The 18448-nt window shown below is 37.8% G+C and carries 11 protein-coding genes and 1 tRNA gene; 9 read left to right on the plus strand and 3 right to left on the minus strand.

Annotation, left to right across the window (positions count from 1 at the left end; all coding sequences use genetic code 11):
• Positions 1-709 precede the first annotated feature (709 nt).
• The gene (locus FNN09_RS07240; RefSeq protein ID WP_143300962.1) at positions 710-1441 is read right to left on the minus strand and encodes a helix-turn-helix transcriptional regulator; all 732 of its coding nucleotides are present in this window, start codon (positions 1439-1441) and stop codon (positions 710-712) included.
• A gap of 196 nt (positions 1442-1637) precedes the next feature.
• Here FNN09_RS07240 and FNN09_RS07245 point away from each other — a divergent pair, with 196 nt between their 5' ends.
• The 6 genes from FNN09_RS07245 (at position 1638) to FNN09_RS07270 (ending at position 11151) form a co-directional block, all read left to right on the plus strand.
• A complete protein-coding gene (locus FNN09_RS07245) occupies positions 1638-2036 on the plus strand; it encodes a molecular chaperone Tir (RefSeq protein ID WP_143301139.1) in 399 nt (132 codons plus the stop codon).
• Positions 2037-2040: 4 nt separating this feature from the next.
• Positions 2041-2754, plus strand: a complete 714-nt coding sequence (locus tag FNN09_RS07250) for a PspA/IM30 family protein (RefSeq protein WP_143300964.1) — start codon at positions 2041-2043, stop codon at positions 2752-2754.
• Between the two features lie 107 nt (positions 2755-2861).
• Positions 2862-3548 (plus strand): OB-fold-containig protein, encoded by a 687-nt coding sequence (locus tag FNN09_RS07255; protein WP_143300966.1) that lies wholly within the window; start codon positions 2862-2864, stop codon positions 3546-3548.
• A 5-nt stretch (positions 3549-3553) separates the two neighbouring features.
• A complete protein-coding gene (locus FNN09_RS07260; protein ID WP_143300968.1) occupies positions 3554-5695 on the plus strand; it encodes a flotillin family protein in 2142 nt (713 codons plus the stop codon).
• Between the two features lie 125 nt (positions 5696-5820).
• On the plus strand, positions 5821-10719 hold the full coding sequence (locus tag FNN09_RS07265; protein ID WP_143300970.1) for a DNA repair ATPase: 4899 nt from the start codon (positions 5821-5823) through the stop codon (positions 10717-10719).
• An 18-nt stretch (positions 10720-10737) separates the two neighbouring features.
• A complete protein-coding gene (locus FNN09_RS07270; RefSeq protein ID WP_143300972.1) occupies positions 10738-11151 on the plus strand; it encodes a TerB family tellurite resistance protein in 414 nt (137 codons plus the stop codon).
• 108 nt (positions 11152-11259) lie between these two features.
• Here the strand turns inward: FNN09_RS07270 and FNN09_RS21460 are convergent, their stop codons facing one another.
• Both FNN09_RS21460 and FNN09_RS07280 read right to left on the minus strand, forming a co-directional pair.
• On the minus strand, positions 11260-11877 hold the full coding sequence (locus FNN09_RS21460) for an energy transducer TonB (protein ID WP_143300974.1): 618 nt from the start codon (positions 11875-11877) through the stop codon (positions 11260-11262).
• A gap of 249 nt (positions 11878-12126) precedes the next feature.
• Positions 12127-12200, minus strand: a tRNA-Ile gene (locus tag FNN09_RS07280).
• A 175-nt stretch (positions 12201-12375) separates the two neighbouring features.
• Here FNN09_RS07280 and FNN09_RS07285 point away from each other — a divergent pair.
• From FNN09_RS07285 to FNN09_RS07295, 3 genes are all read left to right on the plus strand, one after another.
• Entirely contained in the window at positions 12376-12663 is a 288-nt protein-coding gene (locus tag FNN09_RS07285; RefSeq protein ID WP_143300976.1) for a hypothetical protein, read from the plus strand.
• 98 nt (positions 12664-12761) lie between these two features.
• Positions 12762-15788, plus strand: a complete 3027-nt coding sequence (locus FNN09_RS07290; RefSeq protein WP_143300977.1) for a basic secretory protein-like protein — start codon at positions 12762-12764, stop codon at positions 15786-15788.
• 271 nt (positions 15789-16059) lie between these two features.
• Positions 16060-18330: a sodium-translocating pyrophosphatase gene (locus FNN09_RS07295; RefSeq protein WP_143300979.1), complete on the plus strand. Its 2271-nt coding sequence runs from the start codon at positions 16060-16062 to the stop codon at positions 18328-18330.
• Positions 18331-18448 lie beyond the last annotated feature (118 nt).

Below are 18448 nucleotides of genomic sequence, written 5' to 3' on the forward strand. Positions count from 1 at the left end.
GGGGTATTGTCTTGTTTTCCAACCATATCTGCAAGCTTTGTTACTAAAATACACAATTGCTTGCAGAACAAGAAACTTAATGAGATGTATTATCTACTGAATATCAACTCCCTAAGTCACTTTTAAGGTTTGACTAATTATTTGGACATTATTGGGTTCAAGGATATCTTCCTGATTATACTGTGCCTCACTTCGTGTCCAGTTGTAACATCCGGTTAAAAGTACACATTATCAAAAAATGGCAAACTTGTGATGTATATGATGATGCAGTTATCTCTCTACACCATGGCTTCTTTGAGCTGAAGGTATTCCGTATCAGAACCCAGGTCATTCGCCTGATCGTCATCGGTAATAATTCTGACATTAACACCCTTGTTTATGACTTACTATATCCTTTCGAGAATCTCATTATCGCTGATGGTAAAAACACAAATATCGATTTTTCTGACGGCATAACTAATTTGTGTAAGAATCGTACACACGCATTCCTTGCTCGGACTATAATAAGAGCGACTATAAAAGCTTTGTGGCTCTTTGGGCAGCATCAACTTATTGGCTTCTTTAAAGATCTCACTTCTAACATAATTAAATAATGTTTAGCAAGTTACTTATCGTTAATAACAACTTTTGGTGCATTCATTTAACTTTTGGGAAAAATTCTATTTTCAAGTGTTTGCTTTAAATAAGTTACTAATTCTTCATTTTTTATTTAAACTGTCTTCTCTACTAACTGATAAAACTGTTCCTCAAGGCGCCCTATTCTCTTTGATTCTGTTTCATCAACAAGATTACCAATAGACCTTACTATAGGATAATAATAATCAATATCGTCAATACTTACTCTTAATAAATCATAATCAACTTGCAATACTAAAATAGTGTGATCTGCTAATACTTTTAGCTTACTAATAAAAATAGCATCACCTATTTTCAAAACGTAGTATTGATCTCGCGAAATATTATTTTGTTGAGTTTCAATTATTACAATGTCATTTTGTTTTATACTATTAGGTAATGCCCTATAGTCACGAAGCATCACATTAACAGCAACTAGTGTCATTGAAGTCTCATGCAAAGGTATTTTAATTATATCAAGCTCTTTGTTGTCATCTATCACACCTCTCTCAACTTCATGAATAGATGAATAAAAAGGTATATTTTTAATGTGGCATACAAACTTTTTAGTACTCTTAAAAGTCGGTTCATTTCCTACATCAAAATGATAAAGTTCGTTTACTGTTAGCTCCTTATTGATTAACTCATCGATTGTAATGCTAAAATATTTAGCAATCCTATTAATTAAATCGATCTTCGGTTCTGCCCTTCCCTCTTCGTACGAACCAATGCTAGCCCGTGATAAGTCAAATACTTCAGCAAACTCAGTCTGACTTATCTTCTGTATTGAACGAATCTTTCTAATATTACTTCCAAAATAACTCATGGTAAATGCTATTTATATTTGCATTGCTAAATTATATCGTTATATTTGCTAATGCAACTATCAAAGAAATAGAAATATAGATTAAAATGCTAATTTCCTTACCTCTTTCTTATGAATATAAATAAACTATTTATGCTTAATGAGACAATATTTTTTTTAAATTCAAAACCCGAAAAATGATTAAACCACTCTAATGATGGAAAACAATTTTAAAAAAGTAAAGAATTACCTTTTAGAACTAAATTGCGAGATAGTTAATGAGAATGAGACCGAAAGCATTCTTGTTGTAACCAAGCCTGACGAAGGAATAGTCAATTTAGTTTTAGGCTGTGTTGATCCACTCCTAATAATGGAGCAATTTATATTTGAAATTAATGGAGACAACTTGAATGTGTTCAAACAATTACTTATGAAGAATCGAGATATTGTTCACGGTGCATTTGTACTAGACGAAACAGGTCGCAAGGTCATCTTCAGAGACACACTTCAAATTGAAAACCTTGACTTAAATGAATTGGAAGGTTCGATTAATTCATTAAGCCTATTACTTAGTGAATATGCGAATGATATCATTAAATTTTCGTCAATAAAGTAACGCCATGAACATATTTAGCAGATTATTCAGAATAGGAACAGCCGAGGCACATTCGGCAGTAGACAAATTAGAAGATCCAATTAAAATGACTGAACAAGGCATTCGTGATCTCAAAAGCAATTTAGACGATAGCTTAAAAGCTTTAGCAGAAGTAAAAGCACTAACGATTCGTGCAAAAAACGATTACGAATCAAGCCGTACACATGCAGGCGAATATGAGAAAAAAGCCATATTACTTCTCAAAAAAGCAGAAAAAGGCGAATTATCCGCAGAAGATGCCGACCGCCTAGCAACAGAAGCTTTAGCTAAAAAAGAAGAGTGCTTAGTTCATGCTACTCAGAAACAAAGTGAAGTAGCCCGTTTTGAACAGAATCTAGGACAATTGGATAGTAATATTAAAAAACTTCGCTCACAAATTAGTGCATATGAAAATGAGCTAAAAACCTTAACCGCTCGTGTTAAAGTTAGCAAAGCAACCAAGAGTATTAACAAACAAATGGCACAGATCGATTCAAGTAGCACCATTAACATGCTTGAAAAGATGAAAGAAAAGGTAGACCAAGAAGAGGCACTATCTGAAGCTTATGGAGAAATAGCCAATGAGTCAAAAACATTGGATGATGAAATAGACTCTGCACTTGGAGGAAATAAAGCCGAAGCATCCGAATCCTTAGCTGAGTTAAAAGCAAAGTTAGGATTAGATAAAGAAGAAGAGTAAATGCAAAGAGGTTAGTACCTGATGGAATTAACCTCTATTTTTTTGAACAGCTACAATATTGGTTTCGCAAACGGGAACCCTTAATCACTAATCCAAATCCCTCTGTCATGAAGGAATTATTTGAAGCTGCCTTTTCGGGAGTAAATGTTATCCCAACGGTACTATTAGTTTTAGTATTATTCTATTGGCTATTGGTTATCATTGGTGCAATGGATATTGACACTGTTGACTTTGATATCGATGCCGATATAGATGTGGATGTTGACATAGACATTGATACAGATGTAGATACTGATTTAGATGGGGCTAATTCTGTAGAAGAAGGCATTGGCTCAATAGCTTTTCTTAATTCTGTTTTAGTCTTTTTTAATCTTGGTAAAATACCATTTATGGTATGGCTAAGCTTCCTGATTATTCCCATGTGGATTATTTCCATTTTATTTAATCACTTTATGGGCAATAGTTTGTTTTTAATAGCTTTAGTCGCACTGATACCAAATTTGATTGTCAGTCTTATAGTTTCAAAAGTTCTTACAACCCCAATTGCAGCAGTTTTTGCCAGACTCAAAAAGAATAATGACGACCAGTTTAAATACACCGGTAAAATTTGTACCGTTTTAATGCGTACCACCAATAATAGGTTCGGTCAGGCAGAGATAAGCAGAAACGGAAACATTTATCGTGTAAATATCCTGACCCATGGTGAGGCCATATTGGAGAAAGGTCAAACAGCCTTAATAATCGAATACCTAGCTAATAAGAAGTGTTATTTAGTCGAACCTTATAAAATTTAAAATATATGGAAATGATTCAATCTCTTGGCATAAGTGCCGTTATTTTTCTTGTAATTGTTATTATCGGTATTATATCTTTAATAATAAAAACCTATCGTAAAGCCACACAAGGTCAGGCAATGGTACGGACAGGAGCCGGTGGTGCAAAAGTAACTTTTACTGGAATGTTTGTAATCCCAATACTCCACAAGATGGAATCAATGGACATTACCTTAAAAACAGTGGTTATTGAGCGCATGGCCAAAGATGGCTTGATCTGTAAAGACAATATGCGTGCTGACATCAAAGTGGCCTTCTTCGTTCGAGTTAACAAAACAAGCGAGGATGTTATTCAAGTTGCCCAATCAATTGGTTGTAATCGGGCTTCTGACCAGAAAGCTTTGGTAGAACTCTTTGATGCCAAATTCTCAGAAGCACTTAAAACTGTTGGTAAACAATTTGAATTTGTTGAACTATATAATTCACGTGAGAAATTTAAACACGAGATTCTCAACATTATCGGTACTGATTTAAACGGATATATACTGGATGACTGTGCCATTGACTTTCTAGAACAAACACCGCTTGAATCGTTATCTGAAAACAACATCCTAGATTCTGAAGGCATTAAGAAAATTGTAGAATTAACCGCTAAACAAAAGGTGTTATCAAACCAAATCGAACGTAATAAACAAAAAACCATAACTAAACAGGATGTTGAAGCGCGTGAAACAGTTTTGGAGCTAGAACGTCAGTTAGCGGAAACCGAAGAAAACCAGAAAAGGGAAGTCGCTAACATAAAAGACCGTCAGGAAGCTGAAATCAAAAAAGTTGCAGAGGAACAACGCTTAGTAGCAGAAAAAGCTCGCATAATTGCGGAGGAAGAAATTGCCGTTGCTGAAAAGAATAAAGAACGCCAGGTTGTTATTGCCGATAAAAATCGTGAACGCGTTGAGGCAGTTGAAACTGAAGCTGTAGAACAAGAACGTGAATTGAAGCATACCGAGCGTGAACGCATTGTTACTCTAGCACAGATCGAAAAACAAAAAGAAGTTGAAATTCAAAAGAAACAAATACAGGAAGTAATTCGTGAACGCGTAGAGGTTGAAAAAGCAACAGTTGCTGAACAAGAGAAAATTAAGGATACGCAAGATTTTGCAACTGCTGATCGTGCCAAGAAAGTGGCTATCACTAAAGCAGAAATGGATGCAGAAGAAGCTTTTGTACGTGAAATTAAATCGGCTGAAGCTGCCAAGAATGCGGCAGAACACAATGCAAAGACAAGGTTGATTGACGCTGAGGCTGAATTTGAAGCAGCAGGTAAAAGGGCTGAAGCAAGCAAAATAATGGCTGAAGCTAAAGCTGCTGAGGAAGCTGCTATCGGTGTTGCCGAAGCGCAGGTTATTGAGGCCAAAGCCGACGCCATGGAGAAACAAGGCCTAAATGAGGCCAAAGTAATGGAGATGAAATCAGAAGCCGAAGCTAAAGGAAAAAAGGCCAAAGCAGCTGCCGAGGCCGAATCTATACAAAAGGTTGGAGAATCTGAAGCAGAGGTTATCAAAGCAAAAGCTGAAGCTCATGCTGAAAAAGGACAAGCTGAAAACAAAGTTCTGGATGAACGTAATGCAGTTGAGGCGAAAGGTATTGAAGAAAAAGGTATGGCAATGAAGAAGCTGGATGCTGTTGGCAGAGACCATGAAGAGTTTAAGCTGAAGTTAGACATGCAAAAAGAGCTTGAACTTGCGCGTATCAATATCCAAAAAGGAATTGCAGATGCACAATCACAAGTGATTGCTGAAGCATTAAAAGCTGCTAATATAGATATCGTTGGTGGAGAAACAATGTTCTTCGATAAGATAATTGGTTCCATTACGCAAGGCAAACAAGTTGATAAATTAGTTAAGAACAGTGACATTATTAGCGATATCAAAAACCACTTCTTTGATAGTTCTGATGGCAAAAGCTTTAAAGGCCAATTCGCCAGCTTTATCGACCAATTTGGCATCTCATCTGAAGATGTTCGCAATTTAAGTATCAGTGCCTTGATAGGCCGAATGATGCAAGAAAACACCGATGAAAAGACTGGTAGCATGCTTAGTAGCTTAAACGACATTGCTAAAAGTTTAGGCGTATCAAATAGCACTGCTAAAGCCCTGGGCATCGTATAACAAATTTCATTAACGCTTCCTGAACTATTCAGGAAGTGTTAATCCTACTATTCTGCAATAGTACATTTTCATATTGCTCAAATTGTCATGCTTTTTTTTCATCACATTCCCCTAACAATTGATTTATGTCTGATAATCAAAACACTACAGATAAGAACATACAGCTTGAGGAAGGCACTTACGAAATCATCAAAAACAGATTACGACAAAGTGGCGGAGAGCTAAGTCAAAGGTTAGAACAACTCAATACATCTCGAAAAGATGTGTTCGGATCCATTGAAAGCACTCTCGTTGCAACTGATCGAATCGGAACTGAAAACAACTGTACCCCTGCCGACATGGTGGCCCTGGGCAACATCCTACTCTTTGGATACAATGTAACCATGGGCTTGAAAACAAAAACTTCATTGGATGATGTATTCAGTGTTTATGACTTTAACGAACACACTTTCAATCAAAACAACATCAACATCATTAATGACTCACAGTTTATTAATGATTTCGACAACTTGTATGAGTATTACAAAGAGACTCAGTTTAAAAAATTTGCAACCATCGGCCCTCATCTGTTTATGGTGTTTCAAACGGGTAAAAGCAATGACGACATAAAAGCATTTAAATGGCTTATCAAAAGCGATGAACTCGAATACAAAGGCAATCGTAGCTCACACGAATTTGTATTCCCCGATCAGCATGAATTTAAGTGGGAAAAAGTTACACGAGAACAATATGTTTATGGTGAGCATCCGCATGTTTCAATCAGAGATAGGGTTTTTGTTGAAGCTGTAGGCGGAGACATCACCTTCAAAATTGAAGACAATACAGATTCTGGTCTTGGAATATATGCCGAAGAGGTTGAAGTTAAAGATCAAACACTAGATGACGCAGAGATTCATTACGCTATTATTGGCAACCTTATCATCATTCGTATCTTGCCATACAAAGAAAATGAGTTCCGTTATTTTGTCTATAATTCAAAAATTCAGAAAGTTCAACGTATCGACGCCCTCGAAGATTCATGTGTATTATTACCTGATGACCAAGGCCTTATTTTTGCCAATGGTTATTATTTACAAAACGGACAATTCAAACTATTCGACAGAGATATTGAAGGCTTAATGTATGAACGCAAGTTAGCTTCTATCAATGGAGAAGACTTTCTTTATACTTTTTACAATCAGGAAATTGGCGCCTATGTGCTTCTAATATATAATTTGATTAATCAGCGCGTTGAAACACCAATTATTTGTAACGGCTATTCATTGTTTGACAATGGTGAGTTATGCTACTTCAAAAAACCCGATGAGCCATCACGTCATCATATAATACAAGTCTGGCAAACACCTTTTATGACAACTGAAAACCAAGCTACTCCAACAAACAATTCTCGTTTATATAAAATCGGGAATAAGGATGTGGTTAAAGCCATGGCTGAATGTAACGAAGTCATCTTATTAGTTAATAAAGATGAAGCTTATACTGATGTATATGGCGACTTGGTAAAACGTTGCACCGATGTAATTGACAGTTATTACTGGTTATCCGAAAAAGATGCATTTGACATTAAAACACCTCTTAATGAGATTAAAGAATCTGCATTCTCGGCGATTACCGAATACGAGAAAGTCAGAAATATTCGCAAAAATACAAAAGAGCAAATTAAGGAGGTAAGTGATAAAGTCAAGGAAATATTTAACCACATTACCAAGCAACAAATTGGGCACATAGATCGCTATGTGGAATTATTGGCCGCACTCCGAACCGCTAGAGGCGAAGTTATAAGCCTGAAAGAACTACGCTATGTTGACATGCTTTTTATTGACGAATTAGAGAATGATGTGGAAGAAAAAACAGTTCGATTATCGCAGGACTGTGTTACTTTTCTATTACGAGAGGAAGCTCTCTATTCATACGAAGAAAAAGTTAATAATATTCGAGAGGGAGTTTCAAAGATCACTAAGGTTAGCGAGGCCGATGACCTTTCTGACGAGATAATCAAACTTGCCGGTCAACTCGAAATGCTTATTGACATCGTTAGTAGCCTAAAAATTGAGGATGCCACACAAACAACGCAAATAATCAATAATATTTCAGGTGTATATTCACAGTTTAATCTCATTAAAACAGATCTTAAAAAGCAACGAAAAAGCCTCAGAGCCGTTGAAGCCAAAGCTGAATTTAACTCACAATTAATGCTAGTTGAACAAGGCATGCTCAATTACATCGACCTTTGTGATTCACCGGGAAAAGCCGACGAATACCTCTCTAAACTAATGGTACAGCTCGAAGAGTTAGAAGGTAAATTCTCTGATTTTGACGAATTTATGCCAAGCATTGCTGAACGAAGAGAGCAGGTTTACAATGCTTTCGAGACTAAAAAGCTGAGCTTAACTGAAGAACGCAATCGAAAAACAACAGCTTTACAATCATCTGCAGAACGTATTCTAAAAGCAATTCGTAGTCGTATTTCAAAATTCAAAGAAACCTCGGAGGTTAATGGTTACTTTGCATCTGATTTAATGATTGAAAAAGTGCGCGATGTCATAACTCAGCTGAAAGAGTTAGATGACAATGTGAAAGCTGATGATTTAGAAAGTAAGTTAAAGTCATTAAAAGAGGAAACAATTCGTCAGATTAAAGATCGGACAGAACTTTTCGAGGGTGACGCTAACATCATTAAGTTTGGAAATCATAAGTTTTCGGTAAATACCCAACCATTAGAACTTTCAATGGTAAACAAAGATGGTAGCATGTTTTACCATTTATCGGGCACCAACTTTTTTGAGGAAGTAAAAGATACCGAGTTTATGGCAACAAAAGATATCTGGAGTCAATTGTTACCATCCGAAAACAAATCGGTTTATAGGGCTGAATATATGGCCTATATTATATTCAATGCATCTAAGAATAAAACAGATGGACATCTGTCTCTACCAGAACTAGCAGGCTTAAGCGACAAAAAATTAGTAGAACATGTTCAAAGAATAATGTCATTGCGCTTTAGCGAAGGTTACTCCAAAGGAGTGCATGATTTTGATACAGCCATTATCCTGAAACAACTTTTGAATGTGTACAGCAATGCAGGTCTGCTACGTTATCCTGCCGATGCTAGGGCAATGGCTGAGTATTTTTGGAAAGTATATTGCAGTGACGAGCTGCGCTCTGATCTAAACAACAATCTGAAAGGTGCTGGACTGATAATTAAGGTATTCCCAGACACACATCAGTTTGATTACCTGCTGGATACCTTGCTTAAGATGCTTCAGGAATTTCAAGTTGCCGAAAAACTATTCAATGAAGAGAGTATTGAGGATGCAACCCATTTCCTTTTCCATCAGATGCTGGAGGCCGATGAGTTTATCATCTCCAAGGCAGCTATCAACCACCTGGATGGATTTGTGGCCTACCTGAGAAAAAACAGGGCAACAAAAACTTACGAAGAGTCATTAAAACCTTTATTAAAAGATTATGCTAATGCCTATCGCTTAATTACAAAATGGGTGAAGGCCTATTTAGACATGGAAGGCAAATCAGCCGAACACCTGAATGAGGTAAGTATGACGCTTTTGCTTGATTCAAAATTACGTAAGAAGTTGATTGATCAACCTGTATCTTCTGAGTTAACAGGACTTAAAGGCTCACACCAGTTGATTATTGAAAATAAATACAACTTCCATTTTAACGCCTTTATGGCTAAGATGAATGGTTTTACACGTTCCACTGTCCCAAAGTTTGAGAAGTATAATTTACTAAAAAAGCAACTGACAGATTCATTTACTGACGAATTGCGTTTGAATGAGTTTAAACCGCGTGTACTGTCTTCATTTGTCAGAAACAGATTAATTGATAAGGTCTATTTCCCATTAATTGGTAATAACCTGGCCAAGCAAATTGGTGCAGAGGGTGCCGGCAAACGAACCGACCTCATGGGTATGCTACTATTAATTTCTCCTCCGGGTTATGGTAAAACAACCTTAATGGAATACCTGGCAAGTCGCCTTGGTATCATCTTTATGAAGATTAACGGGCCTTCAATCGGACATACTATTACATCACTGGATCCTTCTGAAGCTGAAAATGCTGCAGCCAGAGAGGAACTTGAAAAGCTAAACCTGTCTTTTGAAATGGGCGACAATGTGATGATTTACCTGGATGATATTCAACACTGCAACCCTGAATTTTTGCAGAAATTCATTTCTCTTTGTGACGCCCAGAGGAAGGTGGAAGGTGTTTACAAAGGTAAAAGTAAAACCTACGACTTCAGAGGCAAAAAAGTATGTGTGGTGATGGCAGGTAACCCATATACCGAGAGTGGTGATAAATTCAAAATTCCGGATATGTTAGCCAACCGTGCCGACATCTATAACATTGGTGACATTATCGGAGGATCTGCTGAAGAATTCAAGTTGAGCTATATTGAAAACTCCCTCACTTCCAATCCTGTATTGAACAAACTGGCTTCCAAAAGCCAGAAAGACTTATACACTCTTATTTCCATTGCCCAAACAGGCAGTAAAGACGGACTGGAGTTCGAAGCGTCACATACACCAGAGGAAGTCAACGAATATGTAACAGTACTCAAAAAGCTATTGACCGCACGTGATGTTATTCTAAATGTAAACCTGGAATACATTTCTTCTGCTGCGCAAGCCGAAGAATACAGATCTGAGCCACCATTTAAACTACAGGGTTCTTACAGAGATATGAATAAGATATCGGAAAAGATCCTGCCAATAATGAATGACCAGGAACTGGAAACATTGCTCTTATCTCACTATCGCAATGAAGCACAGACACTGACGAGCGGTGCCGAAGCGAACATTCTTAAGTTTAAAGAGATATACGGCGTAATAACAACCGAAGAGATAGAGCGCTGGACTGAACTGAAAGAAACCTTTGTTAGAAATAACAAATTAAAAGGAATGGGTAGTGATAAGCAGGCCGCTAATGTATTGGTTCAGATGGAAGAAATTGCCAAAGGCGTATTCGGCATTAAAGATGAAATAGGAAAAAACAAGAACTAACGATATTAAAAGATAGCAATGGACTTTAGAAATTACTTTGACTCAGCTGAAGCACAACTGGCATTATTTATTAAAATGGCCAAAGCCGACGGTGAAATTATCCAAGCAGAAATGATGTTTTTAAAACTGCTGGCACACAAACTTAATATTAATAGCAGTGATTTTGATACTATACTGGATAACTATGAAAAATATAGGTATTTGCCTCCTGCCAATGAAAAAGAGCGATTTATGACACTTTATATTCTTATCCAGATGATGAAAGTGGATTTGTCGATGAAGGCGGAAGAAATAGAGTTTTGCCTTGAAATCGGCAAGCGACTTCATATCGATGAAGATAAGATGAAAAACATCATTGAGCTATCAAAACAACAGGAGAAAAAAGTGGTTGGCTATGAGGAGATTAAAAAGGAATTAAAACCTATTCTTTAACTTTATCAATTTAATTGCATTAGACTGAAACTTAGAATATTAACTCGAATCAGGAACTTCTATAGCATACCTCTGAATTGAAATAGTATGCTATAGAAGTTATTTTGATCACGTAAGACTAAATCTAACTGGTATTGTATAGCTCACTTTCACCGGTTTGCCTCGCTGCTTGCCTGGCTTCCATTTCGGCATTGCTTTTATAATACGAGTAGCTTCAGCTTCTAATTCGGATGAGACTCCACGTACTATTTTAATATCAGTTATACTTCCATCAACATCGATGGCAAAACTGATGTAAACAATTCCACTAACACCGTTCTCAACAGCTATAGGTGGATAAACAAGGATATTGGCAATAAATTCAGTTAAGGCTTCAGCACCTCCCGGATATTCGGGCATTTCCTCAACAATTAAAAGCAGGCCATCTCCCTCTTCTTCCTCCTCAACTTCCATATATACAATCTCAAAGTCTCCCTCACTATCTTCGATATGTAATTCTTCACACAATTCAACATCACAATCTACAATTGATAGAATATCACTTGATGTTGGAGGAGGTGGTGGTGATTGAGGATTCCGATTTTGCGCTCTAATAGAGTTAATGATTGGATCAATCGCTACAAAAGGTGTAAATTCAGTCAGCAAATTATATTTCAATCCAAGAGCTGTTATTTCCTCTTTGAGCTCTGCATCAAGTAATATCTTAAAAAATAAAACACGATTCAAAACATGGTTTAGTTTAAGAAGAAGTTGCCCGAAAAATCTTACTAGTAGGTATATTAGTGTTTAAGAGGTTTAAGGTTGGGTTATTGTTGAAAATATAGAACAAGTTAATGTAACCAAAAATTGAAATCAAGGAAGACTCGATTTCATCTAACGATAAAGGGAGAGATTAATTTTCAGAAATTGTTCGACCTATGTTGGACCCATAAAAAACAAAAGCACCTACATCTCTGTAAGTGCTTGATAATGAAGTGGGCCCACCTGGGCTTGAACCAGGGACCCCCTGATTATGAGTCAGGTGCTCTAACCAACTGAGCTATAGGCCCGGCTTTATAAGGTACATGACCTTTTCAGCGGATGCAAAAATAGTTAACAATTTGGTATTATCAAATAGATAATTCAATATTTTCAAGGTATTTCATCTTATTATATGCAATCTTATCGTTGAAATATTCATTACACTTCTGTATTTTAGAGTGATACAAATTGAAACCAGTTCTTATGAAAACCTCGAAATATTTTTTTCTATCCGTTCTTGTTGCCATGAGTCTTGTATTGAGTGCCTGTTTACCAGGAGGAGGTAATTACTCACCTGCTGATCCAGCTGGATTTTTTACAGGTATTTGGCACGGTTGGATTGCCCCTTTATCACTTATTTTAGGTTTGTTTAATAAAGATATAGGCGTATACGAATCATTTAACACAGGTTGGTGGTACGATTTTGGGTTTTATATTTCCATTATTGCAGGTTTCGGAGGCATAAGGTTGTTGAGAAAAAAGAGTGACTGATCAAATATTCCTTCTCAATACACTATTTATGCCTTATCTTATAACTAAAACAACTTGTTTTACGTATTTGTAAGTGCACCTTTAATATCATACTCTTTATGCGCATCATATTCACCATATCGTTATTGGTTGGATGGAGTGTTTTATCACTGCATGCGCAATATTTTGGTCAGAATAAGCCGTCTTACGAAGAGTTCGATTTTGAGCTTTATAAAACCCCAAACTTTGAGCTTTATCATTACTTTAGTAATCAGGAACTAGTTGAGTCATTAGGTAGGCAGTCTGAGAAGTGGTACTACTACCATCAACAAATTTTGCTCGATACCTTTAAATTAAAAAGTCCTATCATATTTTATTCAAATCATGCTGATTTTCAGCAAACAACCGCTGTAAGTAGCCGTATTGATGTGGGTACAGGTGGAGTTACTGAGGGCATGAAAAGGCGTGTAGTGATGCCAGTGACTTTTACCAAACAACAAACCGACCACGTATTGGGTCATGAGTTGGTCCATGCTTTTCAATACCATATGCTAGCTAATGATGAAGAGATAAACCTCATGGCCATTAACAATGTACCCTTATGGATGATTGAGGGAATGGCTGAGTATTTGTCGCTGGGCAGTATTAATAGTCACACCGCATTGTGGATGCGAGATGCCTTAATCAATAATAACTTCCCTAGTTTGGAAGATATGACCCGAAGCTATCGCTATTCTCCCTATCGCTACGGACACGCTTTTTGGGCTTATATAGCACATCAATATGGCGAGCAATATATCTCTCGACTTTTTAGAGCTACAGTACATAATGGTTATGAACAAGCCATCAGCGATGTCTTAATGATTTCAAATGACTCTCTTTCTATCGAATGGGAAACGACTTTAAGAGAGCACCTCTTGGATGAAGCAATTGATTCCACATTTTCTATCATTGGAAACCGCCTTATCTCAAAGAAAAATAGTGGGCGCTATAACCTTAATCCTTCATTAAGTCCTGATGGAAATTACTTAGTCTACCTATCTGAGCGCGATCTGTATGATATCGACCTGTTCCTGGCAAAGGGTTCTACCGGTGAGGTTATTTCACGTTTGTACACAGCTACCAGCCACGACGAGATTGATGCTTTAAATTATTTGGAAACCGCCGGCACCTGGTCTCCCGATAGCCGATTTTTTGCCTTTATCGCCTTTAAGCAAGGGCAATCGACCTGTCAGATTTTTGATGTGGAGAAGAAACAGCTTGATCGAGAGATTATCATAGAGAATTATGACGAAATATCGTGGCCGGATTGGAACCCCGCATCTAACCACATTGCATTTGCTGCTTTAAACAATGGGGTATCCGATATTATCGTATATGACTTAGATACTGATTCTGTTACTAATTTAACCCACAATAATTACTCGTGCATACAACCAAGCTGGACGCACGATGGTGAATATTTGTATTATGTGAGCGACAAATCGTTAAGTGAACAACTTTATTCCAGAAATAGCCTGAATATCGCACGTATTTCAGCTGATGGTGAACAGCATGAGTTGTATAACACCTTCGACGGTGCTAAAAACCTTAATCCAACCAGCACGCAAAATAATGATGAGGTTTTATTTCTATCCAATTGGGATGGTAGGCGTAATTTATATTTGTATAATACTGAAACTAAATCCTTAAACCAGGTAACCAATTATCCTACTGGAATAACTGGAATGACTGATTATGCGCCGGCCTTAACCATATCTGGAGACACCTTGCTGTATACCATGCTATGGAATGGAGAGTATTCCATTTATCAAACATCGCTACAGCACTTGGGCGATAAATTACAAGCCGTTAATAATCGTGAAGTAAACTTTAGTGATTCGCGCCTGATGCCCTATTCATCTATTCCTTCACAAGTAGAAACTAACTTATACTTTAATCGTCAACCATATGCTTTACAGGCCGATAGTTTTTTTACCGATAAAATACAAAATCGCTTTAAGCTTGATTTTATTGGTAATGCGTCGGCCGGTGTTATGACTGGGCGTTTTGGAACAGGAATGGCCGGTAGTATTGAAGCCATGTTTAGTGATATATTGGGCAAGAACATGCTCTATACAGCCTTGAGTATTAATGGAGAGATTTATGATTTTGGTGGTCAGATAGCCTACATCAACCAGCGAAAAAGAGTGAAAGTGGGTGTTGGACTATCTCATATTCCTTACCGTACTGGTACCTATCAATATCAAACAGACTCTTTGGGTGATGGTAGCACATCGCGTTCGCTTAATTACTTGTTTCGGCGGACTTTTGAAGATAAATTATCGGTATTTACTTTTATTCCTATCAATAAAACGCGCCGTTTTGAATTGGGAGCTTCCTATGCTTTTTATAATTATAGGATTGAGAAACTAAAGAATATTAACTCATTCTCTCAGGTATATTCTGCAGAGAAAGAACGGATGCCTGCGCCTGATGGATTTGGAACGGGTATCTTTGATGCCGCCTTTGTTATTGATAACGCAAAAATGGGCTTGGCATCGCCGGTAGAGGGAAAGAGACTGCGCATTCAAATGGAGCATTATCTTCATAAATTACAAATGCAGACCTTATTGATTGATTTTAGGCGCTATGTTTTTATTAAACCATATAGTTTAGCATTTCGTTTGTACCACTACGGACGTTATGGAAAAGATTCAGATACAGAACGCATGACCGAATTATTCCTTGGTTCGCCATGGTTTGTACGTGGTTACGATATGGGTAATTTTTATGGTGACGAATCAACAAATGGTAATACCATCAGTATGAATCAGATGATTGGTACGCGCCTTTTGGTTTCTAACCTTGAATGGCGCATGCCCTTTACCGGACCCAAAGAAATTGCCATGCTTAGTTCTGGTTTTCTGTTTAGTGAACTAGCCATGTTTATTGATGCAGGGGTTAGCTGGAATAAAAATTCGTACCCGGTTGCCCGCCTCACAACCAACAGTAATCAACAGCGAATTCCTGTTTTTAGTGGTGGTTTAGCCTATCGTGTTAACTTATTTGGCGCGCTTATATTAGAGCCTTATTATGCATTTCCTTTCCATCAGAATAGGATTAAAACGGGTGAGTTTGGCATTAATATCTTTGCCGGATGGTGATTTTAATCACGAATATTTTTCTCCGAATAGCGCAATACACACCTTAAAATCATTATCTTGTCATTGTAGGGACAGATAATTTTGGCGTGAGGAAAAGATGAATTATACAATTCTTAAAACACAAACGCATGAGGTGTCTAAGCCGGAATCTACCGACTTTTTATCAGCACAATTTAAAACTGAACAAGCCTGTTGTTCTTTTTTTGTGGCAAAGAATTGATGTATTTCACTCACACTTGATTGGTCAATTACTAACTAAAATAAAATTTCTATGAATTCAATTTTTTGGTTTATACCATTTGCCTCTGTATTGGCTTTGGTTTTTGCGTGGATATTTTTTAAATCCATGATGAAAGAGTCCGAGGGGACCGATAAGATGAAAGAGATTGCACAACATGTACGCGATGGTGCAATGGCCTACCTTAGTCGGCAGTACAAAGTGGTTGGGATAGTGTTTGCTGTTTTATTCGTGATATTAACCTTATTGGCTGTTATTGGTGTTCAGAATCCATTTGTGCCTATCGCCTTTTTAACTGGAGGTTTCTTTTCTGGTTTATGTGGTTTTTTGGGTATGAAAACAGCCACTTTTGCCTCAGCAAGAACTGCGCATGGCGCCTCAAAATCGCTTAACCAAGGCCTGAAAGTTGCATTTCGTAGTGGTGCAGTAATGGGTATGGTTGTGGTAGGTTTTGGTCTTTTGGATATTGCCCTCTGGTATTGGGGACTTAATTATATTTACGATTCAAATATTTTCGGTATGGGTCTTTCTGTTGCTACTGAAGCCGGTATTTTGGCCGATGGTGCAATGTGGGATGCCGGTGTTATCGTTAGCGATGCTTTCCAATCCATTAAAATGACACATATTACTACTACCATGTTAACCTTTGGTATGGGTGCTTCTACTCAGGCCTTATTTGCACGTGTAGGTGGAGGAATTTATACGAAAGCTGCCGATGTGGGCGCCGACCTTGTGGGTAAAGTTGAAGCTGGTATACCTGAAGATGATCCGCGTAACCCTGCGACTATTGCCGATAATGTGGGTGATAATGTGGGTGATGTAGCTGGTATGGGTGCTGATTTATATGAATCATATGCTGGCTCTATTTTAGCCACTGCTGCTCTTGGTGCCGCTATTGCTGTTGGTCCCGATGGTAAATTTGATGAGATGAAAATGCTAGCTCCAATGATGGTGGCTGCCATTGGTATTATATTCTCCATCATTGGTGTTTATATGGTGCGTACAAAAGATTCAGCAACCGCTAAAAGCTTGCTAAATTCATTGTTAGTAGGTACAGGCGGTAGTTCGGTACTAATTCTGGCTGCAATGGGCGTAATGGCCTATGGAGGATGGATTGAGTGGGGTATTTTTGGATCTGTAGTAGCTGGTTTGCTAGCTGGTATAATTATAGGTCAGGGTACTGAGTATTATACATCAGATGGCTATAAACCAACACAAGGGATTGCTCAACAGGCAATGCAAGGGCCAGCAACAACTATTATCGATGGAATTGCTGTTGGTATGTATTCAACCTGGATACCTGTTGTAACTATTGTGGCAGGTATTATTGCGGCCTTCGGTTTTGCAGGTGGTTTTGGCGATTTTGCACACGGTGTATATGGTATTGGCTTTGCCGCTGTAGGTATGCTATCAACCTTAGGGATTACTTTGGCTACTGATGCTTTTGGGCCAATTGCAGATAATGCAGGTGGTAATGCCGAAATGGCTAATTTACCAGAAGAGGTTCGCGAACGTACTGACGCCTTAGATATGTTAGGAAATACAACTGCTGCTACTGGTAAAGGTTTCGCTATTGGTTCAGCGGCTTTAACGGCCATGGCTTTAATGGTGGCGTATATGGAGGAAGTACGTATCTGGTTAAAGAAAGTACCTGAGTTAGGAACTAAATTTATAGAAGTTACCGGAGCTGAGAGTTTGTCCGCAGCTACAATGGATCACTTTATCGAATATTATAATCTAAATGTATTTAATCCAATGTTATTGGCCGGATTGTTTCTTGGTGCTATGATGGCTTTTGTTTTTTGTGCCATGACCATGAAAGCTGTTGGACGAGCAGCAGGTGCTATGGTTGATGAGGTGCGTCGTCAATTCCGTGAAATACCTGGTATCCTTGAGGGAACTGGAACACCTGAATATGCCAAATGTGTTGCTATCTCAACCAAAGGGGCACAGCGTGAAATGTTAGTTCCTTCTATTTTAGCCATTACGGTGCCTATTGCTGTTGGTTTATTATTGGGTGTAGCTGGTGTAATTGGCTTGTTAATGGGAGGTTTAGTAACAGGTTTTACCTTAGCGGTAATGTTGAATAACTCTGGTGGAGCCTGGGATAACGCTAAAAAATACATCGAAAAAGGTCACCATGGTGGTAAAGGTAGTGATGCACACCATGCAGGTGTAGTTGGAGATACTGTTGGTGATCCATTTAAAGATACTTCTGGTCCATCATTAAATATACTTATTAAGCTAATGACCATGGTTTCGGTTGTTATGTCTGGACTAACCGTAATATATTCACTATTTTAGAATTGTCCACTTCTACATGTTAAAGCGGATGATTATGCATTCGCACCATCAATTAATTATATACCGCCCTTATATACGGGGCGGTTTTTTTATGCTGTATAGAGTGGTGATCTTTGGA

Source organism: Carboxylicivirga sp. M1479, assembly GCF_007097485.1.
Classification (GTDB): Bacteria; Bacteroidota; Bacteroidia; order Bacteroidales; family Marinilabiliaceae; genus Carboxylicivirga.